This is a genomic window from Arsenophonus sp. aPb, from assembly GCF_029873475.1.
Taxonomy (GTDB): Bacteria; Pseudomonadota; Gammaproteobacteria; order Enterobacterales; family Enterobacteriaceae; genus Arsenophonus.
The window spans coordinates 295,177-314,178 of the sequence record NZ_CP123499.1; the positions used below are offsets into that span (position 1 = coordinate 295,177).

Genomic DNA, 19,002 nt, shown 5'->3' on the forward strand with positions numbered 1-19,002 from the left:
ATAAATAACGTATGTAATAGATTGAAAGTTTTAAGCCATTTCGAAGTGTCATCATATAAAGGAGTATCAGCATGAAATTAGCTATTCTTGGGGCGGCAGGTGGTATCGGTCAAGCACTTGCTCTTCTTCTTAAAAACCAGCTTCCATCAGGCTCAGAGCTTTGTCTTTATGATATTGCTCCTGTGACCCCTGGTGTTGCTAAAGATTTAAGCCATATTCCAACAGATGTAAAGGTAATTGGTTTTGCTGGTGAAGATCCGACACCTGCACTTGACGGTGCTGATGTAGTATTAATTTCAGCAGGTGTTGCCAGGAAACCGGGAATGGATCGCTCAGATTTGTTTAATATCAATGCCGGTATCGTGCGTAATCTGATTGAAAAAGTTGCTCATAGCTGTCCTAAGGCGTTAATTGGTATTATTACTAATCCGGTTAATACCACCGTTCCGATAGCAGCAGAAGTATTAAAAAAAGCTGGTGTGTATGATAGAAATCGACTATTTGGGGTAACAACCTTAGATATTATTCGTTCTAACACTTTTGTTGCTGAATTAAAAGGTAAAAAACCGCAAGAAATTGAAGTGACGGTTATTGGAGGCCATTCTGGCGTAACGATTCTACCGTTACTCTCTCAAATTCCAACGGTTAACTTTACTGAACAGGAAGCCGAGGAGCTAACTAAGCGTATTCAAAATGCGGGTACTGAAGTGGTTGAAGCAAAAGCGGGTGGCGGATCAGCGACACTTTCTATGGGACAAGCTGCCGCACGGTTTGGTTTATCATTAATTCACGCTTTAAATGGTAAAGAAAATATAATTGAGTGCGCTTATGTAGAAAGTGATGGTGAATATGCGCGATTTTTTGCTCAGCCAATACGTTTAGGTAAAAATGGTATTGAAGAAAGATTACCTATTAATATTATGAATACACATGAAAAAAATAAATTGGAAAATATGTTAGTGACACTCAATAAAGATATTAAATTAGGCGAAGATTTTATTAATAAATAATATTATTAACTTCATTAAATAATAAACCGCAGATATGAGTCTGCGGTTTTTTTTATAATTTATTCGTTATTTTTATTAGTAGGCTGACGAATATTTCGTTCTAATAATTCTCCTGTATTGAAATCGTAATAACGGCTGGGCCATATTTCAGAAGGATGAAGGTTTAAAAAGTTTGCAATTATCCATTCTCCTTTTGGCCAGGGCCGAGATAAAGCATTGGCTAGGGTTGAAGAGCTTAAACCTGCTTGTCTTGATATAGCTGCTAACGTTGTTCCGCGTTTTCTTAGCGCTGCAATAATATCCGCAGGATGCCAATCAGATTTCTGTGAAATCATTTTTAATCCTTTTTCTATTAAATATATTGCTGTATTAGTGGTATAAATAACAGATAGTTCTCACATGTATTTCGAACTAGAACTTGTTATTAGAAATAAAATAACATTTTTTTTCTTTAATAGTTTCTTATTTTTTTCTTAAAAATCTCTTTTTTGAACTTGATTACAAAAAATAGAGAAATTTTACAGATATTTTAGGAAATATAGTGAGGTTCTCTTCAATTTATTAGGAGTGTAAATAATTAATTCTAGTTATATTAATTCAGTATAATAGAATGGCAAAAATAAAAATCTTTAATTCATATTAATTCCTTAGAATTAATAGTTATAAAATAATTTGTCCGATATTAATAGAAAAAAAATTAGTTAATAATGATAGTAAAAAGGAGAACAATATTTGCAAGACATAAAAAAAGAAATAACCCTGCGATTTTATTCAATGATTTTTCTATGTTTAAGAAATTTGGAGGATTTTAAAAGAAAAACATAATCAAGAAAGCCACCATTTTTAACAATTAGATTTGCAGAATTAGGTTATGTATTAATACCAAAAGTGATGCGAGAAAATTATGAAAAAAGAATGGTATACCGCGAAAGAACTCGCTGGATTGGTTGGTTTGCCTTCATCACCACAAGGTATCAACCTAATGGCTCGCAGGGAAGGTTGGGAGCAACGTCGAAAACGTGGAGTCCAAGGCAAAGCTGTTGAATATCATGTCAGTAGTCTGCCTGAAGATGTATTTAATGTATTATCGCTAAATGATAACTCTATTGATTATCGTGGCAAAGGAAAACGACAAGATGCTTTTTTAATTTGGGTCGAAGCTTATAAACAATTAACAAAAAAAGAGCGTGAAAAGATTATTAAATTTATTTTACGGGAAGGATTGGAAAAGTTAATTGGTTATATCAATTGTTGTGAAGTGATATTAGTGGAAGAAGATCACTCTGGAACAGGATGAGCTGTTCCAGAGAAGTTTTATTACGAGGGGCGTTGAACGGAAATGCAAGCCAAGCTGATCAGAGCATCTTTATAAGATGTATCAGGTAAGATATCGAGAGCTTTAATCGCTTTATCGGCTTCCTCACTAGCTCGGTCGCGGGTATATTCAAGAGAGCCACAGCGTTTCATGGTAATTAATATAGCACTAAGTAAATGGCGCCCATTACCTTTTTCTATTGAGTTACGAATAAGTGCGGATTCTTCTGCGGTGCCTTTTTTCATTGCATGAAGTAGAGGTAGTGTTAACTTTCCCTCATCTAAATCATCGCCGATATTTTTGCCAATAGTAGTACTATCCGCGTCATAATCCAAAAGATCATCAATCAGCTGGAAGGCAGTACCAAGATAACGACCATAATCACGTAAGGCTTGCTGTTGGGTTTCATTGGCCCCTGATACTATTGCTGAAGCATGTGTCGCTGCTTCAAATAGGCGTGCAGTTTTACTATATATTATTTGCATATAGGTACTTTCGGTGATGTCTGGATTATTACAATTAATTAATTGTGAAACTTCACCTTCTGCGATGACATTTGTTGCATCAGACATCAGTTTTAAAACAGGCATAGAATCAAGCTCTGTCATCATTTGAAATGAACGGGTGTAAATGAAGTCTCCTACTAATACACTGGCAGCATTACCGAAAACAGCATTTGCTGTTTTTTTACCGCGCCGCAGGGTCGACTCATCAACAACATCATCATGTAGTAATGTTGCGGTATGAATAAATTCAACCAATGCTGCTACATTAATATGCTTTTTTCCTTCATAACCTAGGGCTTTTCCAACCAGAATAGCAATCATGGGCCGAATTTTTTTTCCGCCACCACTAATAATATAGTGACCTAGTTGATTAATGAGGTGGACATCTGAATTTAATTGATTCAAGATTGCTTTATTAACCGCTTCCATGTCTTTTGCGGTTAGATTGATAATTGATTCTAAATTCATTTTATAAATTCTTTTATCAATTTGGTTTTACCTAAACATAATATTTAGTCATGTGTTCTTGTGTTGTTAATCTGTCACCGATTGTACTGTAAAATTAATTACAAATGAACGGCTAAGGAATAAATACACTTTATAAAGTAGATTTTTTATTATTAGATTGAATTCTAGGCTTGTCTTCTGATGCTTTTTTGCGTAGAATTCGCGCCCTATTGTGAATATTTATAAAATGCACTCTGAAATCAAATATGCTAAGGGAGTGTGTTAAGCGGAGTTTATATGTACGCGGTTTTCCAAAGTGGTGGTAAACAACACCGAGTCAGCGAAGGCCAAACAGTTCGCCTGGAAAAGCTAGACATTGCGACAGGTGAAACTGTTGAGTTCGATCAAGTATTGATGATCGCCGACGGTGATGATATTAAAATCGGTGCTCCTGTCGTTGAAGGCATCAAAGTTAAAGCTGAAGTTATTGCGCATGGTCGCGGTGAGAAAATTAAAATTGTTAAATTTCGTCGCCGTAAACATAGCCGTAAACAACAGGGCCACCGTCAGTGGTTTACTGATGTTAAGATCACTGGTATTGCTTAAGAATTAGGAGAGCAGATTAATGGCACATAAAAAGGCTGGCGGCTCAACGCGTAATGGTCGCGATTCCGAAGCAAAACGCCTAGGTGTAAAACGTTTTGGTGGTGAGTCTGTGTTGGCAGGTAGCATTATTGTTCGTCAGCGTGGTACTAAATTCCATGCTGGTAGTAATGTTGGTTGTGGTCGCGATCATACCCTATTTGCATTGGCTGACGGAAAAGTTAAATTTGAAATTAAAGGACCAAAAAATCGTAAATATGTCAGTATCGAAGCTGAATAAGTTTTTTTGATCTTTAAATAGAGTTTAAAAAAGCCCTGCAAATTTGCAGGGCTTTTTATATTACCTTATGTGATACCATCTCTGGGTAAAACTACCATCTAGCGTATAATGTCTAGTATGCGGAGAAAAGATAATGAAATTTGTTGATGAAGCCAAAATATTAGTTATAGCTGGCGATGGTGGCAATGGCTGCGTTAGCTTCCGCCGTGAAAAATATATCCCTAAGGGCGGGCCTGATGGTGGAGATGGTGGAGATGGTGGAGATGTTTACCTGTTGGCTGATGAAAATCTTAATACGTTAATTGATTATCGATTTGAGACCATCTTCCGAGCTGAACGGGGACAGAATGGCCAAAGTCGTGATTGTACAGGCAAACGTGGTCAAGATAACACCATTAAAGTCCCGGTTGGCACGCGGATACGTGACTTTTCAACCAGTGAAATTGTTGGTGATATGACCCGTCACGGGCAGCGTTTAATGGTTGCGAAAGGGGGATTTCATGGTTTAGGTAATACTCGATTTAAATCATCAGTCAACCGTGCTCCCCGTCAAAAAACCATGGGAACGAAAGGAGAAACAAGAGAATTGCTACTTGAATTGATGTTACTTGCTGATGTAGGCATGCTAGGTATGCCAAATGCGGGTAAATCGACTTTCATTCGCTCAGTCTCAGCAGCAAAACCCAAAGTTGCTGATTATCCATTTACTACTTTGGTACCGAGTTTGGGTGTAGTACGTATGGATAGTGAGCAAAGCTTTGTTATTGCAGATATTCCCGGTTTAATTGCGGGAGCAGCAGAAGGTGCTGGTCTTGGAATTCGTTTCTTAAAGCATTTGGAACGCTGCACGATACTTCTGCATCTTATTGATATTTGCCCTATTGATGGTTCTGATCCGGTAGAGAATGCCAAAATAATTGATGCAGAACTGGAAAAATATAGTGAAAAATTAGCACAAAAACCGCGGTGGTTAGTTTTTAACAAAGTTGATCTTTTGACCACTGAAGAGGCAAATGACCGCGCAAAAACCATTATTGAAGCATTAAAATGGCAAGATAAGTATTATCAAATTTCTGCAGTAAATCAGCTAGGTATTAAAGCGCTTTGTTGGGATATTATGACGTTTATGCAAGCCCATCCTAAAAATATATCGGTAGATAATACCGGAACAGATAAAGCTGAATTTATGTGGGATGATTATCACAAAGAACAACTATTGGATAATAAAACGGATCTGGATGATGACGATTGGGATGAAGACGATGAAGAGGGAATCGACTTCATTTATAAGCGTTAATTAATGCGAATTATTTTTTAGCGGGTATCGAGTAGATACCCTTTTGTTTCTTTTAGTAATTGCGATAAAGATCTTTATAGAGATGGCCTTCAAACCGGACAAGCGGAATACGGCGACTATTATATTGTGCTGGTGGTAAGCTATAAGCTGAAATAAACTGTACAAAAGCGATACGCTGACCACTTTGTGCGGTAATGAAGCCGACGAGATTATATACTCCTTGCAATGCACCGGTTTTAGCAGAGACCTTACCATTTACGCCGGCATTGTCTAAGCCCCCACGATAACGTAGCGTGCCATCATGACCAGCTAATGGTAACATAGCAATAAAGTTTAGTTGACTATCATGTTTAGCAATATATTGCAAAATAGACATCATAGCTGTTGGTGTAATTAAATTGTGGCGAGACAGCCCTGAGCCATCTACCATAGTCGTATTAGCTAAGTTAATATTGGCTTTTTGTTTTAAAATCTGGCGGACAGCATCGGAGCCAGAAGACCAAGTACCTGGGACACCATAATATTCACGGCCTATGGTTCTAAAGATCGCATCAGCTATCATATTATCAGATTTTTTTAACATTATTGTTAACAAATGATGTAGTGGTTTAGATTTTGTTGTGGCCAAGATATTTCCTGCTATGGTAGGCAAGTGGCGCCGTTTAATATGCCCGGTGATCGTTATCTTGGCATCAGTCAGGCTATTTTTTATAATGGCTCCTGCATAGCTTGCGCCATTTTGAATGGCAAATGCTAATGGTAACGGTTCAGCGCGTTGAATTAAGCAACCAGTTAGTATATAACGGTTTAGTTCTCCTGGTATAACGTCTAATGCACAATAACGTGCATCAGTAGAACCTTTTGCTAGCGTAATAACTTGGCTGAACATATTAATAGGGTAAAAAGGGGCAGTATGAACATAAGCAATATCGCCAGGTTTCTGACCACTATGTAAAGTGACTGAGAAACAGTTTTTATCGATAATAGCGGCGCTTGGTGGAGCACTAAAACATTGTGTCATATCATTCCATACCCACCCAGGAGCCTTATCTTGGCCAGCGAAGGCTGATATATCAATAATTAAATCGCCATCAATTTGTTCAATGCCTAGCTGCTTTAATTCAGCTACCATATTGCGAATTTGTTGGCGTGTTAAGGTTGGATCGCCTGTGAAGCGTACAACTAAATCACCATTTAAACGATGGCCGATAATTTTTCCTTCAGTTTCAAAATGGGTGACAAATCGATAATCGCTACCTAATTGAAGCAATGCAGCTAATGCGGTAATAATTTTTTGAGTACTTGCAGGCAAAGCCATTTGTTGGCTATGGTAATCAATCAACGGAGTATCACTCCCCACTTTTTGTGCGATAAAAGCGAGATTTGTGCCTGCAGGCAGATAATTAATATAGGTTTCAATTGGCGCTGATAGCGCCTGATTGAATATGAAAAGTAGGTTAAATAACCAATATGATCTTCCCATTTTTTTTAAAAAAGCCATAAGTGCAGTATATAAAAGTAGACATAATACACATACTAAAGTGTAATGCAGAAAAAAGTAAACGGTGACCTAGCATTAAGTGTGAGTTAGAATGGTTAATTAAATGATAGAATAATAAAGTTGCAAATTAATAGTTAACAAGGTTTACCCCTTTTTTGTTTGCCTAGAATGTTGTTTTGTCAGAAGTGCTAATTTGCTTTAATGACAGAAAAATCAGGAAGATATTTAATTTTTTATTTAGGAAAGAATCAGAGGCATTTATTAATGAAACAGATTCCAATGACGGTACGTGGCGCAGAAAAGTTGCGTAAAGAGTTAGAATTTTTAAAGAATATCCGCCGTCCTGAAATTATTGCTGCTATTGCAGAAGCTCGTGAACATGGTGATTTGAAAGAAAATGCAGAATATCATGCAGCGCGTGAGCAGCAAGGGTTTTGCGAAGGGCGTATCCAAGAAATTGAGGCTAAATTGTCTCATGCGCAAGTTATTGATGTAACAAAAATGAAAAATGAGGGTCGTGTAATATTTGGCGCGACAGTCACGGTATTTAATGTAACGACAAATGAAGATCAGATTTATCGTATTGTGGGTGATGATGAAGCTGATATCAAAGAAAATCTCATTTCTGTTAATTCACCAATAGCTCGAGGCTTGATCGGTAAGACTATGGATGATGTTGCAGTCATCACTACCCCTGGCGGTGAAGTTGAATATGAAATTTTGAAAGTGGAATATATTTGATTTTCCTTTTATCTTAAAGCGTTATATTCTTGAGTTAATTTTAAAATAAAAGTAAAAGAGGCCAATATGGCCTTTTTTACCCTGAAATGAGATGGCATTTTTGTATAAATGTAGAAGACTTATTTAGGTAAAATGATCTTGTGTGTTTCAGAAGGACGATAGAGTATCAAGATTTTACCAATAATTTGTACATTGATAGCATCGGTTTCTCTAACAATAGCGTTTGCTATCAAATTTTTGGTATCTCGATCTTCACTCGCTATTTTGATTTTGATAAGTTCATGATATGACAAGGATTGTTCGATTTCAGCTAAAACACCTTCAGTTAAACCATTGTTACCTATCATTACAACAGGGTTTAGATGATGAGCAAGGCTTTTTAGATATTGTATTTGCTTTTTATTAAGAGTCATTGTTTTTTGCTTTAGTGGGATTGAAAACGGTACATTCTACCGCCATCTTTTAGTTATCACCATAAATTCTATAATTTTGGTATAGCGAAAATGGCAAAGATAGATGTTATTTTATAAGTATAGTTGGAAAAACAATGGCTAATAAAAAGCGTTCAGCAAGCTCTAGTCGTTGGCTACAGGAACATTTTAGCGATAAATACGTTCTTCAAGCACAAAAAAAAGGGTTTCGCTCACGTGCATGGTTTAAATTGGATGAGATCCAGCAGAGTGATAAAATATTTAAACCTGGTATGACCGTTGTTGATTTGGGTGCAGCGCCTGGAGGTTGGTCTCAATATGCAGTAAGTAAAGTTGGCCTGACGGGGCGGGTTATTGCATGTGATTTATTACTAATGGATCCCATCGTTGGTGTTGATTTCTTGCAAGGAGATTTTCGAGATGAGCAGATATTAAAGGCATTGCTTGAACGCGTTGGTGATAAAAAAGTCCAGGTTGTTATGTCGGATATGGCTCCCAATATGAGTGGGACACCTGCAGTCGATATTCCTCGCTCCATGTATCTGGTTGAGCTAGCGTTGGATATGTGTCGTGATGTACTGGCTACCGGCGGAAGTTTTATTGTTAAAGTATTTCAGGGAGAAGGCTTTGATGAATATCTGAGGGAAATTCGCTCTCTATTTTTAAAAGTTAAAATTCGTAAACCAGATGCTTCGCGGTCACGTTCACGTGAAGTGTACATTGTAGCGACAGGACGCAAATTATAGTACCCTGTACGTTATTTATTTAACATAGTTGTAATGAAGAGGTTCATCCCTTGAGTGACATGGCGAAAAACCTGATTCTCTGGGTAGTCATTGCGGTAGTCCTGATGTCTCTATTCCAGAGTTTTGGTCCTAGCGATTCAAATAGTCGCAGGGTGGATTATTCTACCTTTATGAATGAGTTAACTCAGGATCAGATACGTGAAGTGCGCATTTCTGATCGTGAAATTAGTGTTAAGAAAACGGATAACAGTCGTTATACGACTTATATTCCAGTAAGAGAGGATCCAAGATTGTTGGATACCTTGCTTGAAAGGCATGTCACTGTCATTGGTGAACCACCTCAAGAGCAAAGTTTCTTAGCAACTATTTTCATTTCCTGGTTCCCAATGTTATTACTGATTGGGGTTTGGATCTTTTTTATGCGTCAGATGCAGGGAGGAGGTGGCAAAGGTGCTATGTCCTTTGGTAAGAGTAAGGCGCGCATGCTGACAGAAGATCAAATTAAAACAACTTTTGCTGATGTTGCCGGTTGTGATGAAGCGAAAGAAGAAGTGGGTGAATTAGTTGAATATCTGCGTGAGCCTGGACGTTTTCAAAAATTAGGTGGTAAAATTCCTAAGGGAATTTTGATGGTAGGACCACCGGGAACGGGTAAAACTTTATTGGCAAAAGCGATTGCTGGTGAAGCAAAGGTTCCTTTTTTTACTATCTCCGGCTCAGATTTCGTCGAAATGTTTGTTGGTGTTGGTGCTTCTCGCGTTCGCGATATGTTTGAGCAAGCCAAGAAAGCAGCGCCTTGTATCATCTTTATTGACGAAATAGATGCTGTTGGTCGTCAACGTGGTGCAGGTTTGGGAGGAGGACACGATGAACGTGAACAGACTCTTAACCAAATGTTGGTAGAGATGGATGGATTTGAAGGTAATGAAGGTATTATCGTTATTGCTGCTACCAACCGCCCCGATGTGCTAGATCCGGCATTATTGCGTCCTGGACGTTTTGATCGGCAAGTTGTTGTGGGTCTACCTGATGTACGTGGTCGTGAACAGATTTTGAAAGTTCATATGCGCCGTGTACCTTTAGATCCTAGTGTTGATGCTTCGGTATTGGCACGAGGCACACCCGGTTTTTCTGGTGCAGATTTAGCTAATTTAGTTAATGAAGCCGCCATTTTTGCGGCGCGCGGAAATAAGCGTGTTGTCACTATGGTGGAATTCGAAAAGGCAAAAGACAAGATCATGATGGGTGCTGAACGTCGCTCTATGGTCATGACAGAAGAACAAAAAGAATCTACTGCTTATCATGAGGCTGGTCATGCAATTATAGGACGTATTGTTCCAGAGCATGATCCTGTTCACAAAGTGACAATTATCCCGCGTGGTCGTGCGTTAGGTGTCACATTCTTCTTGCCAGAAGGTGATCAAATTAGTGCGAGCCGGCAAAAGCTAGAAAGTCAAATTTCTACCCTTTATGGTGGCAGGTTAGCGGAAGAAATTATTTACGGTTCAGAAAAGGTATCTACTGGTGCCTCAAACGATATTAAAGTAGCAACTAATCTTGCCCGTAACATGGTGACGCAATGGGGTTTTTCTGAGAAACTAGGACCATTGCTCTATGCTGAGGAAGAAGGTGAGGTTTTCCTAGGCCGTTCGGTTGCTAAAGCTAATCATATGTCAGACGAAACTGCGCGAGCAATTGATGAAGAGATCAAGGCAATTATTGATCGTAATTATAAACGGGCTCGTCAGATTTTGAATGATCATATGGATATTCTGCATGCGATGAAGGATGCATTAATGAAATATGAAACCATTGATGCACCTCAAATTGATGATTTAATGAACCGCCGTCCAGTCAGGAAACCAGCTGGCTGGGATGATAATGATAGTAGTAATCCTACTGCAACATCCTCATCACAAGGAGAGTCAGAAAAGAATATTTCTGCCGCCCAGGGTGAAGATAGTGTGCATGGAAATGATAATGGTAGTAACACAGAGAATCGTTAATGCTCATCGTTTCTCTATGTGAAATGAATAAATAATTGAAACCCCAGGATAGCCTGGGGTTTTGTTTGGTTGAGTAAGGTAATTATGAAAATTACTGCCCGAAAAATAGAGCTTGATCTTAATCATCCTATTGTCATGGGAATATTAAATGTTACTCCAGACTCTTTTTCTGATGGTGGTATATACAATCGTTACGACTATGCGCTCAAGCATGCAGCTAGTATGGTTGACCATGGTGCGGCAATTATCGATATTGGTGGTGAATCGACTCGTCCAGGTGCTAGTGAAGTTAGTTTACAGCAAGAACTTGACCGGGTTATCCCAATAATTGAAGCCGTAACTGACCGTTTTGATGTTTGGGTTTCTGTTGATACATCGAAAGCTGTTGTCATGGCAGAGGCAGCCAGAGCAGGTGCGCATATTATTAATGATGTTCGGTCGTTACATGAGCCGGGTGCATTAGAAGCCGCAGCTGCAACAGGGTTACCTATCTGTATTATGCATATGTTAGGTCAACCTAAGACAATGCAACAAACACCTGATTATAAAAATGTGGTTGCAGAAGTAAAACAGTATTTATCAGATGAAATTGACCGCTGTAAAGCGGCTGGCATTGCGAAAAGTCGTTTGATTATTGATCCAGGTTTCGGTTTTGGTAAAAATTTGGCGCATAATTATCAATTATTAGCAAAATTGAATGAATTTCATGCTCTAGGAGTGCCGCTACTAGTTGGTATGTCGCGTAAATCTATGATCGGTGAATTATTAGATGTACCACTAGAGGAACGGCTTATTGGCGGTATCGCATGCGCTGTTATCGCAGCTATGCAGGGAGCACAGATTATTCGTGCGCATGATGTGAAAGAAACTGTACAGGCTATGAAGATTGTTCAAGCAACCCTTTTAATAAAGGAAACAGATGATTATGAGTAAGCGCAAATATTTTGGCACCGATGGTATTCGTGGCAAAGTAGGAGAAAACCCCATTACCCCTGATTTTGTTTTGAAATTGGGTTGGGCAGCGGGTAAAGTTTTAGCGCGGCATGGTTCTCGTAAAATAATCATAGGTAAAGATACACGCATTTCAGGTTATATGTTGGAGTCATCTTTAGAAGCGGGTCTTGCAGCAGCTGGATTATCTGCTGCATTTACAGGTCCTATGCCAACACCAGCAATTGCTTATTTAACACGTACATACCGTGCTGAGGCGGGTATAGTCATTTCTGCTTCTCATAACCCCTATTATGATAATGGTATTAAATTCTTTTCGATTGATGGAACTAAGTTACCTGATGACGTAGAAGAAGCAATAGAAGCTGAGATGGAGAAACCTCTTACTTGTGTAGAATCTGCCGAATTAGGACGAGCGAGTCGTATTGTTGATGCTGCTGGGCGTTATATAGAGTATTGCAAAGGGACGTTTCCCAGTGACCAAAGTCTAAGTGGATTAAAAATAGTTTTAGACTGTGCTAATGGCGCAACATATCACATTGCACCGAATGTTTTAACTGAGCTTGGTGCTGAAGTCATCGCAATTGGCTGCGAACCAAACGGACTGAATATTAATCAGGGCTGTGGGGCGACTGACGTTGCGCTGCTGCAAAAACGTGTTGTAGCAGAAAAAGCGGATATTGGCCTTGCGTTTGATGGTGATGGTGATCGGCTAATAATGGTTGATCATCGGGGCAATAGGATAGATGGCGATCAAATTCTTTATATTATTGCTCGCGATGCACTTCGACAAGGTCAATTGCATGGTGGTGTTGTTGGCACTTTAATGAGTAATATGGGGTTAGAATTAGCCTTGCAACAGTTGGATATACCTTTTATCCGGGCAAAAGTCGGCGATCGTTATGTTCTCGAAAAATTACAAGAACAAGGATGGCGGCTTGGTGCTGAAAATTCAGGTCACATTATTTTGTTAGATAAAACAACAACAGGTGATGGTATTATCGCTGGTTTACAAGTTCTAAGTGCCATGATCCGTAATAATACGAGCCTTTATGATCTTTGCCGAGAGGTGAAGTTGATGCCTCAGGTATTGGTAAATGTGCGTTTTTCTGGTAGCCATAATCCATTGGTTACAGAAGATGTTTTAAATGTGGTAAATCAAGTGGAAAATGACCTAGCAGGTAGAGGGCGGGTTTTATTGCGTAAATCAGGTACCGAGCCTTTAATTCGCATCATGGTGGAAGGTGAGAATGAAAAACAGGTTACTGCAATGGCTAATCGTATTGCTGAAGTGGTCAAGCAAGTAAAATAGATCATAATATTTTTAGAAAAAATCATATGGTTGTATAAGTATTGTGTTATTTTTCACAGTTGTCTTCAGGTAACGATTTTTGTTGTTTTTTTCTACAAATAGTACAATGAGATAAAAATAATCTTGCTTGTCAGCTAAGCTTTGGTTAGTATTCAAAGCCGCTCCTTAAAGTAACGACGTAAGGAGCAAGCTGCAGTAGATAGGTTTTCCCAAACTTTATTGTCAAATAGGTAGTTAGCTATGTACATAACCCTTTTGGTTATCTTTTTATTAGTCTCAATTGCGCTGATTGGTATGGTCATGTTGCAACAAGGGAAAGGTGCTGATATGGGAGCTTCATTCGGTGCAGGCGCTTCTGCAACATTATTTGGTTCATCAGGATCAGGTAATTTTATGACGCGGATGACGGCTATCTTTGCAACATTATTCTTTGTTATCAGTTTAATTTTAGGGAATTTAACCTCCAATAAAAGTGTGACTGGCAGCAAATGGGAAAACATTGGTGAACCGGTTAAAGTTGAGAAACCAGCTGGAGTACCTACAGCGCCTGTAGCACCAACAAGTGATATCCCTCATTAATTAAACAACAGTTTGTGTAGTGAGGCGGTTTTGTCAAAAAAATTGTCTTACTGGTGTGCCGAGGTGGTGAAATTGGTATACACGCTACCTTGAGGTGGTAGTGCCTATAAAACGGGCGTACGGGTTCAAGTCCCGTCCTCGGCACCATTTTAAAAGATAACTTGCGTTTCGCATATTATCAGCGTAAAATTTGCGAAGTTTTTCGAACGCGGGATGGAGCAGCTTGGTAGCTCGTCGGGCTCATAACCCGAAGGTCGTCGGTTCAAATCCGGCTCCCGCAACCACTTCTTAGCATGTGATCTATCTCAGGCGTTTTATTGGATTATTTTCGTTTGGAAGAGTGCTGAGTCAGGGGTTAAACCTACTGGCAGTGTATAGGGTCCAGTTGCATAAAGCCCCGGTTTTCGGGGTTTTTTGTTATTTAAAACAGAATTACTGGGCTTTTAGCCCTTTTTTTATGTCTGGGGGTGGGGTTTGTCCACATTAGAGCAAAAATTAACATCGATGATTTCAGTGCCGGTAGAAGCATTAGGTTTTGAATTTGTTGGGCTGGAATTTATTCGAGCACGTGTTTCGACATTACGCGTTTATATTGATAATGAAAATGGTGTTACTGTTGATGATTGTGCCGATGTTAGCCACCAGGTCAGCGCAGTACTGGATGTTGAAGATCCGATCTCAGTGCTCTATAACCTGGAGATATCTTCACCAGGACTTGAGCGCCCACTTTTTACTGTTGCACACTATCAGCGTTTTATTGGTAAAGAAGTGAATTTAATATTAAGAATAGCAATGCAGAACCGTCGTAAATGGCAAGGTATAATTAAGGCTGTTAATGACGAAATGATTACGGTTACTGTGGATGGCAAGGACGAAGTGTTTGCACTAAAAAACATCCAGAAAGCTAACCTGGTACCCCACTTTTAATAAAGTTCAATGAGGCAACTAGGATGAATAAAGAAATTCTGGCTGTTGTGGAAGCGGTTTCTAATGAAAAATCTCTTCCTCGCGAAAAAATCTTTGAGGCGCTTGAAACCGCATTAGCAACAGCTACTAAGAAAAAATATGAACAAGAGATTGATGTTCGCGTTAATATTGATCGAAAAACGGGAGATTTTGATACATTTCGGCGTTGGTTGGTAGTTGAAGAAGTGACGCAGCCAACACGCGAAATTACATTAGATGCGGCAAAATTTGAAGACTCAGAGATTAAATTAGGCGATTATGTAGAGGATCAAATAGAGTCTGTTACGTTTGACCGCATTACCACTCAAACTGCAAAACAGGTTATTGTTCAAAAGGTACGTGAAGCTGAGAGAGCAATGGTTGTTGAACAATTTCGTGAGCATCAAGGTGAAATCATTACCGGAGTGGTAAAAAAAGTAAATCGTGAAAATATTACGTTAGATTTAGGAAATAATGCCGAAGCGGTAATTTTGCGGGAAGATATGTTACCACGTGAAAACTTTCGCCCAGGTGACCGTGTGCGTGGTGTATTGTATGATGTACGTCCAGAAGCACGTGGGGCGCAGCTATTTGTTAGCCGTTCTCGTCCTGAAATGTTAGTGGAATTATTTCGCATAGAAGTACCTGAAATTGGTGAAGAAATTATAGAAATTAAAGCTGCTGCGCGTGACCCAGGATCGCGGGCAAAAATTGCCGTAAAAACGAATGATAAACGCATTGATCCAGTAGGCGCTTGTGTTGGAATGCGTGGCGCAAGGGTGCAAGCAGTATCAAGCGAACTTGGTGGTGAGCGTATTGATATTGTTTTGTGGGATGATAATCCTGCACAATTTGTGATCAATGCGATGGCGCCAGCTGATGTTGCTTCTATTGTCGTTGATGAAGATAAATGTACGATGGATGTTGCCGTTGAAAGTAGTAATTTGGCTCAGGCAATTGGTCGTAATGGACAAAATGTTCGCTTAGCTTCTCAGTTACTAAAAAAGCATCGTGGAGATGACAGATGGGAATTGAATGTCATGACTGCGGAAGAACTTGAAGCTAAACATCAAGCAGAGGCACATGCATCTATTAATTCTTTTGTGAAGCATCTTGATATTGATGAAGAATTCGCTACTGCTCTCGTTGAAGAAGGTTTTTCTACATTAGAAGAATTAGCTTATGTACCAATCAACGAACTATTAGAAATTGAAGGACTTGATGAGACAACGATTGAAGTTTTGCGTGAAAGAGCGAAAGCAGCGCTGACGACATTAGAATTGGCTCAAAAAGAGAGTATGGGGGATAATCAGCCAACTGAGGATCTGTTAAATCTACCAGGTATGAATCATGTTTTAGCAATGAACCTAGCTGCTCATGGTATTTGTACATTGGAAGATCTTGCCGAGCAGGGGATCGACGATCTGAGAGATATTGAAGAAGGGCTGAATGATGAACAGGCTGGTGAAATTATTATGGCTGCGCGCAATATTTGCTGGTTTGGCAACGATCCAAAATAATTTGTAGCAGGAAGGAACAGAATGGCAGATGAAACTGTAAAATCATTGGCAGCAGAGATTCAAACTTCAGTTGAACGCCTGGTACAGCAGTTTGCTGATGCCGGAATAAAGAAAACTGAAAATGATGCTGTTACTCAAAATGAGAAAGAAACTTTACTTGCATACTTAAATCGTGAAGATGGGACTACAGGTAACCAGACTGGCAAATTAACACTCCAGCGAAAAACTCGCAGCACACTAAGTGTTCCTAGTACAGGCGGAAAAAGTAAATCAGTCAATATTGAAGTCCGTAAAAAGCGCACATATGTTGACCGCGATGCATTGGAAAAAGCAAAAGCTGAAGAGCAAGTGAAGCAAGAAGCGGAAGAGCAAGCAAAGCGCGAAGCAGAAAAAAAAGCAAAACGTGAAGCCGAAGAGAAAAAAGCGAAACGTGAAGCAGCTGAAAAAGCCAAGCGCGAAGCAGCGGAAAAAGAGAAAGTGAAACAAAGTAAAAATAATCAAAAAACAGCTAAATCGAATCAAGATTCGGCTGCTTATACTGAAAAACAGCGTCGCGAAGCTGAGGCAGCAGAGCTTAAGCGTAAAGCTGAAGAAGAGATGCGACGTAAGGTTGAAGCTGAAGCTAAACGAGTTGCTGAAGAAGCGCGCCGGATGGCAGAGGAAAACTCCAATCGTTGGAGTAGTAATGATGAAGTGGAAGATAATGTAGATTATCATACCACGACTTCTCGTCATGCTCGTGAAGCAGAAGACGAAAATGATGCCCAAGAAGAAGGCCGTCGCGCCCGAAATCGAGGCGGGAAGGCTACTCGGCAGAAAAAAAATAATAAACATTCTGAGAAAGCTGATCGCGAAGAAGAGCGAGCGGTTGGTCGTACGAATAAAACCAAAGGTAAACAGAAAAAAACCAGTTCATTACAGCAAAGTTTTACAAAACCGGTCGCGGTGATTAATCGTGATGTTGTTATTGGTGAAACCATCTCGGTTGCTGAATTAGCGAATAAGATGGCAGTCAAAGGCTCTCAAGTTGTCAAGACTATGATGAAAATGGGCGCGATGGTGACCATTAATCAGGTTGTTGATCAAGAAACAGCGCAACTTGTGGCAGAAGAGATGGGGCATAAAGTCATTTTGCGTCGTGAAAATGAGCTGGAAGAAGCGATTTTAAGCGATCGTGATACCGGTGAAGCAATCGCAGAACCACGAGCGCCAGTTGTAACGATCATGGGACATGTTGACCATGGTAAAACTTCATTACTTGACTATATTCGTTCGACTAAAGTGGCATCGGGTGAAGCCGGCGGGATCACACAGCACATAGGTGCTTATCATGTTGAAACAGATAAAGGCATGATTACCTTTTTAGATACACCAGGACATGCTGCATTTACTTCAATGCGTGCTCGTGGTGCTAAAGCAACCGATATTGTTGTTTTGGTTGTTGCGGCGGATGATGGTGTTATGCCTCAGACGATAGAAGCTATTCAGCATGCCAAGGCCGCTAATGTGCCTGTTGTCGTTGCAGTTAATAAAATTGATAAACACGAAGCTGATCCTGATCGCGTTAAGAATGAACTATCGCAATATGGTATTGTGGCTGAAGAGTGGGGTGGTGAAAACCAATTTATCAATGTATCTGCCAAAAAAGGGACAGGTATTGATGAATTATTAGAAGCTATCTTATTGCAAGCTGAAGTATTAGAACTGAAAGCGGTTCGTACTGGTATGGCAAGTGGTGTTGTCATCGAGTCGTATTTGGATAAGGGTCGTGGTTCGGTTGCGACTATTTTAGTTCAGGAAGGCACCCTTAATAAAGGTGACATTGTACTATGTGGTTTTGAGTATGGCCGTATTCGTGCAATGCGTAATGAATTAGGCGAAGATATTCAGTCTGCTGGGCCATCAATTCCAGTTGAAATTCTCGGGTTATCAAATGTACCTTCAGCAGGTGATGAAGCAACGGTTGTCCGTGATGAAAAGAAAGCACGTGAGGTTGCACTTTATCGTCAAGGTAAATTCCGGGAAGTGAAATTGGCGCGCCAGCAGAAGTCAAAACTTGAAAACATGTTTGCAGACATGGAAGATGGTAAGATTTCTGAGTTAAATATTGTATTAAAAACCGATGTACAAGGTAGCTGTGAAGCCATTATTGATTCATTGCAAAAACTGTCAACTGATGAAGTGAAAGTAAAAATTATTGGTTCAGGTGTTGGTGGTATTACAGAAACGGATGTTACATTGGCTGCTGCTTCTAATGCGATCATCATTGGCTTTAATGTTCGCGCCGATGCTGCGGCAAGACGTATTGTCGAGAGTGAAAATTTGGATCTGCGCTACTACTCCGTTATTTATAGTCTTATCGATGAGATCAAACAGGCGATGAGTGGTATGTTGGCGCCTGAATATAAACAGCAAATTATCGGATTAGCGGAAGTGCGTGATGTCTTTAAATCACCTAAATTTGGTGCAATTGCTGGTTGTATGGTTGTTGAAGGCATAATTAAGCGTAATAATCCTATCCGTGTATTACGGGATAATGTGGTTATTTATGAAGGTGAATTGGAATCATTACGTCGCTTTAAAGATGATGTTAACGAAGTACGCAATGGTATGGAATGTGGTATAGGTGTGAAGAATTACAATGATGTTCGTGTTGGTGATATGATAGAAGTATTTGAAGTCATTGAAGTGAAACGTTCTATTGATAATTAATACCCCCTTTACTGTTGCTTATTAAAAGGCCATAACATCAGTTATGGCCTTTTAACTAAAGAGTTATAGATAACCATTTAGATCTTACATATTGGTTATC

Annotated in this window: 18 protein-coding genes and 2 tRNA genes; 16 read left to right on the top strand and 4 right to left on the bottom strand. The window is 39.5% G+C overall.

The features are described from left to right. Window positions 1-71 precede the first annotated feature (71 nt). Window positions 72-1,010: a malate dehydrogenase gene (mdh, locus tag QE177_RS01240; protein ID WP_280550943.1), complete on the top strand. Its 939-nt coding sequence runs from the start codon at window positions 72-74 to the stop codon at window positions 1,008-1,010. A gap of 59 nt (window positions 1,011-1,069) precedes the next feature. Here the strand turns inward: mdh and QE177_RS01245 are convergent, their stop codons facing one another. Continuing rightward, entirely contained in the window at window positions 1,070-1,345 is a 276-nt protein-coding gene (locus tag QE177_RS01245; RefSeq protein ID WP_026821841.1) for a helix-turn-helix transcriptional regulator, read from the bottom strand. A 569-nt stretch (window positions 1,346-1,914) separates the two neighbouring features. Between QE177_RS01245 and QE177_RS01250 the strand changes: the two genes are divergently transcribed. Continuing rightward, the gene (locus QE177_RS01250) at window positions 1,915-2,307 is read left to right on the top strand and encodes a DNA-binding protein (protein WP_026821840.1); all 393 of its coding nucleotides are present in this window, start codon (window positions 1,915-1,917) and stop codon (window positions 2,305-2,307) included. Between the two features lie 20 nt (window positions 2,308-2,327). Here the strand turns inward: QE177_RS01250 and ispB are convergent, their stop codons facing one another. Further along, entirely contained in the window at window positions 2,328-3,299 is a 972-nt protein-coding gene (gene ispB / locus QE177_RS01255) for an octaprenyl diphosphate synthase (protein WP_280550944.1), read from the bottom strand. A gap of 276 nt (window positions 3,300-3,575) precedes the next feature. Between ispB and rplU the strand changes: the two genes are divergently transcribed. From rplU to cgtA, 3 genes are all read left to right on the top strand, one after another. Further along, on the top strand, window positions 3,576-3,884 hold the full coding sequence (rplU, locus tag QE177_RS01260) for a 50S ribosomal protein L21 (protein WP_026821838.1): 309 nt from the start codon (window positions 3,576-3,578) through the stop codon (window positions 3,882-3,884). A gap of 19 nt (window positions 3,885-3,903) precedes the next feature. Continuing rightward, on the top strand, window positions 3,904-4,161 hold the full coding sequence (gene rpmA, locus QE177_RS01265) for a 50S ribosomal protein L27 (protein ID WP_026821837.1): 258 nt from the start codon (window positions 3,904-3,906) through the stop codon (window positions 4,159-4,161). 133 nt (window positions 4,162-4,294) lie between these two features. Continuing rightward, window positions 4,295-5,458 carry an Obg family GTPase CgtA gene (gene cgtA / locus QE177_RS01270; protein ID WP_280550945.1) on the top strand — a complete coding sequence of 388 codons (1,164 nt, stop codon included), beginning with the start codon at window positions 4,295-4,297 and terminating at the stop codon, window positions 5,456-5,458. A gap of 52 nt (window positions 5,459-5,510) precedes the next feature. Here cgtA and dacB read toward each other — a convergent pair whose 3' ends face one another. Continuing rightward, window positions 5,511-6,941, bottom strand: a complete 1,431-nt coding sequence (dacB, locus tag QE177_RS01275; RefSeq protein ID WP_348519918.1) for a serine-type D-Ala-D-Ala carboxypeptidase — start codon at window positions 6,939-6,941, stop codon at window positions 5,511-5,513. Between the two features lie 282 nt (window positions 6,942-7,223). Here dacB and greA point away from each other — a divergent pair, with 282 nt between their 5' ends. Next, the gene (greA, locus tag QE177_RS01280; protein ID WP_026821834.1) at window positions 7,224-7,700 is read left to right on the top strand and encodes a transcription elongation factor GreA; all 477 of its coding nucleotides are present in this window, start codon (window positions 7,224-7,226) and stop codon (window positions 7,698-7,700) included. A 119-nt stretch (window positions 7,701-7,819) separates the two neighbouring features. On the opposite strand, the gene yhbY is transcribed toward greA, so the two are convergent. Beyond that, a complete protein-coding gene (gene yhbY / locus QE177_RS01285) occupies window positions 7,820-8,113 on the bottom strand; it encodes a ribosome assembly RNA-binding protein YhbY (RefSeq protein WP_280550947.1) in 294 nt (97 codons plus the stop codon). Between the two features lie 134 nt (window positions 8,114-8,247). Here yhbY and rlmE point away from each other — a divergent pair, with 134 nt between their 5' ends. The 10 genes from rlmE (at window position 8,248) to infB (ending at window position 18,902) form a co-directional block, all read left to right on the top strand. Beyond that, window positions 8,248-8,877 (top strand): 23S rRNA (uridine(2552)-2'-O)-methyltransferase RlmE, encoded by a 630-nt coding sequence (gene rlmE, locus QE177_RS01290; RefSeq protein WP_280550948.1) that lies wholly within the window; start codon window positions 8,248-8,250, stop codon window positions 8,875-8,877. Between the two features lie 59 nt (window positions 8,878-8,936). Further along, window positions 8,937-10,883 carry an ATP-dependent zinc metalloprotease FtsH gene (gene ftsH, locus QE177_RS01295; protein ID WP_280550949.1) on the top strand — a complete coding sequence of 649 codons (1,947 nt, stop codon included), beginning with the start codon at window positions 8,937-8,939 and terminating at the stop codon, window positions 10,881-10,883. A gap of 84 nt (window positions 10,884-10,967) precedes the next feature. Then, complete coding sequence (folP, locus tag QE177_RS01300; RefSeq protein WP_280552185.1) at window positions 10,968-11,816, top strand: dihydropteroate synthase; 849 nt, start codon at window positions 10,968-10,970, stop codon at window positions 11,814-11,816. After that, a complete protein-coding gene (gene glmM / locus QE177_RS01305) occupies window positions 11,809-13,146 on the top strand; it encodes a phosphoglucosamine mutase (protein WP_280550950.1) in 1,338 nt (445 codons plus the stop codon). The genes folP and glmM overlap by 8 nt, the downstream gene beginning before the upstream one ends. Before the next feature lie 240 nt (window positions 13,147-13,386). Further along, the gene (gene secG, locus QE177_RS01310; RefSeq protein WP_280550951.1) at window positions 13,387-13,725 is read left to right on the top strand and encodes a preprotein translocase subunit SecG; all 339 of its coding nucleotides are present in this window, start codon (window positions 13,387-13,389) and stop codon (window positions 13,723-13,725) included. Window positions 13,726-13,782: 57 nt separating this feature from the next. Then, window positions 13,783-13,872, top strand: a tRNA-Leu gene (locus QE177_RS01315). Between the two features lie 60 nt (window positions 13,873-13,932). Then, window positions 13,933-14,009, top strand: a tRNA-Met gene (locus tag QE177_RS01320). A 190-nt stretch (window positions 14,010-14,199) separates the two neighbouring features. Beyond that, window positions 14,200-14,652: a ribosome maturation factor RimP gene (rimP, locus tag QE177_RS01325; RefSeq protein WP_026821828.1), complete on the top strand. Its 453-nt coding sequence runs from the start codon at window positions 14,200-14,202 to the stop codon at window positions 14,650-14,652. Between the two features lie 23 nt (window positions 14,653-14,675). Beyond that, entirely contained in the window at window positions 14,676-16,190 is a 1,515-nt protein-coding gene (gene nusA / locus QE177_RS01330) for a transcription termination factor NusA (RefSeq protein WP_280550952.1), read from the top strand. Between the two features lie 21 nt (window positions 16,191-16,211). Further along, window positions 16,212-18,902 (top strand): translation initiation factor IF-2, encoded by a 2,691-nt coding sequence (gene infB / locus QE177_RS01335; protein WP_280550953.1) that lies wholly within the window; start codon window positions 16,212-16,214, stop codon window positions 18,900-18,902. Window positions 18,903-19,002: the final 100 nt, after the last annotated feature.

Coding starts and splice junctions, on each gene's coding strand:
- mdh (WP_280550943.1), top strand. CDS start 72: ATGAAATTAGCTATTCTTGGGGCGGCAGGTGGTATCGGTCAAGCACTT.
- rpmA (WP_026821837.1), top strand. CDS start 3,904: ATGGCACATAAAAAGGCTGGCGGCTCAACGCGTAATGGTCGCGATTCC.
- infB (WP_280550953.1), top strand. CDS start 16,212: ATGGCAGATGAAACTGTAAAATCATTGGCAGCAGAGATTCAAACTTCA.
- glmM (WP_280550950.1), top strand. CDS start 11,809: ATGAGTAAGCGCAAATATTTTGGCACCGATGGTATTCGTGGCAAAGTA.
- rlmE (WP_280550948.1), top strand. CDS start 8,248: ATGGCTAATAAAAAGCGTTCAGCAAGCTCTAGTCGTTGGCTACAGGAA.
- dacB (WP_348519918.1), bottom strand. CDS start 6,941: ATGGGAAGATCATATTGGTTATTTAACCTACTTTTCATATTCAATCAG.
- cgtA (WP_280550945.1), top strand. CDS start 4,295: ATGAAATTTGTTGATGAAGCCAAAATATTAGTTATAGCTGGCGATGGT.
- secG (WP_280550951.1), top strand. CDS start 13,387: ATGTACATAACCCTTTTGGTTATCTTTTTATTAGTCTCAATTGCGCTG.
- greA (WP_026821834.1), top strand. CDS start 7,224: ATGAAACAGATTCCAATGACGGTACGTGGCGCAGAAAAGTTGCGTAAA.
- ftsH (WP_280550949.1), top strand. CDS start 8,937: ATGGCGAAAAACCTGATTCTCTGGGTAGTCATTGCGGTAGTCCTGATG.
- folP (WP_280552185.1), top strand. CDS start 10,968: ATGAAAATTACTGCCCGAAAAATAGAGCTTGATCTTAATCATCCTATT.
- nusA (WP_280550952.1), top strand. CDS start 14,676: ATGAATAAAGAAATTCTGGCTGTTGTGGAAGCGGTTTCTAATGAAAAA.
- QE177_RS01245 (WP_026821841.1), bottom strand. CDS start 1,345: ATGATTTCACAGAAATCTGATTGGCATCCTGCGGATATTATTGCAGCG.
- QE177_RS01250 (WP_026821840.1), top strand. CDS start 1,915: ATGAAAAAAGAATGGTATACCGCGAAAGAACTCGCTGGATTGGTTGGT.
- rplU (WP_026821838.1), top strand. CDS start 3,576: ATGTACGCGGTTTTCCAAAGTGGTGGTAAACAACACCGAGTCAGCGAA.
- ispB (WP_280550944.1), bottom strand. CDS start 3,299: ATGAATTTAGAATCAATTATCAATCTAACCGCAAAAGACATGGAAGCG.
- yhbY (WP_280550947.1), bottom strand. CDS start 8,113: ATGACTCTTAATAAAAAGCAAATACAATATCTAAAAAGCCTTGCTCAT.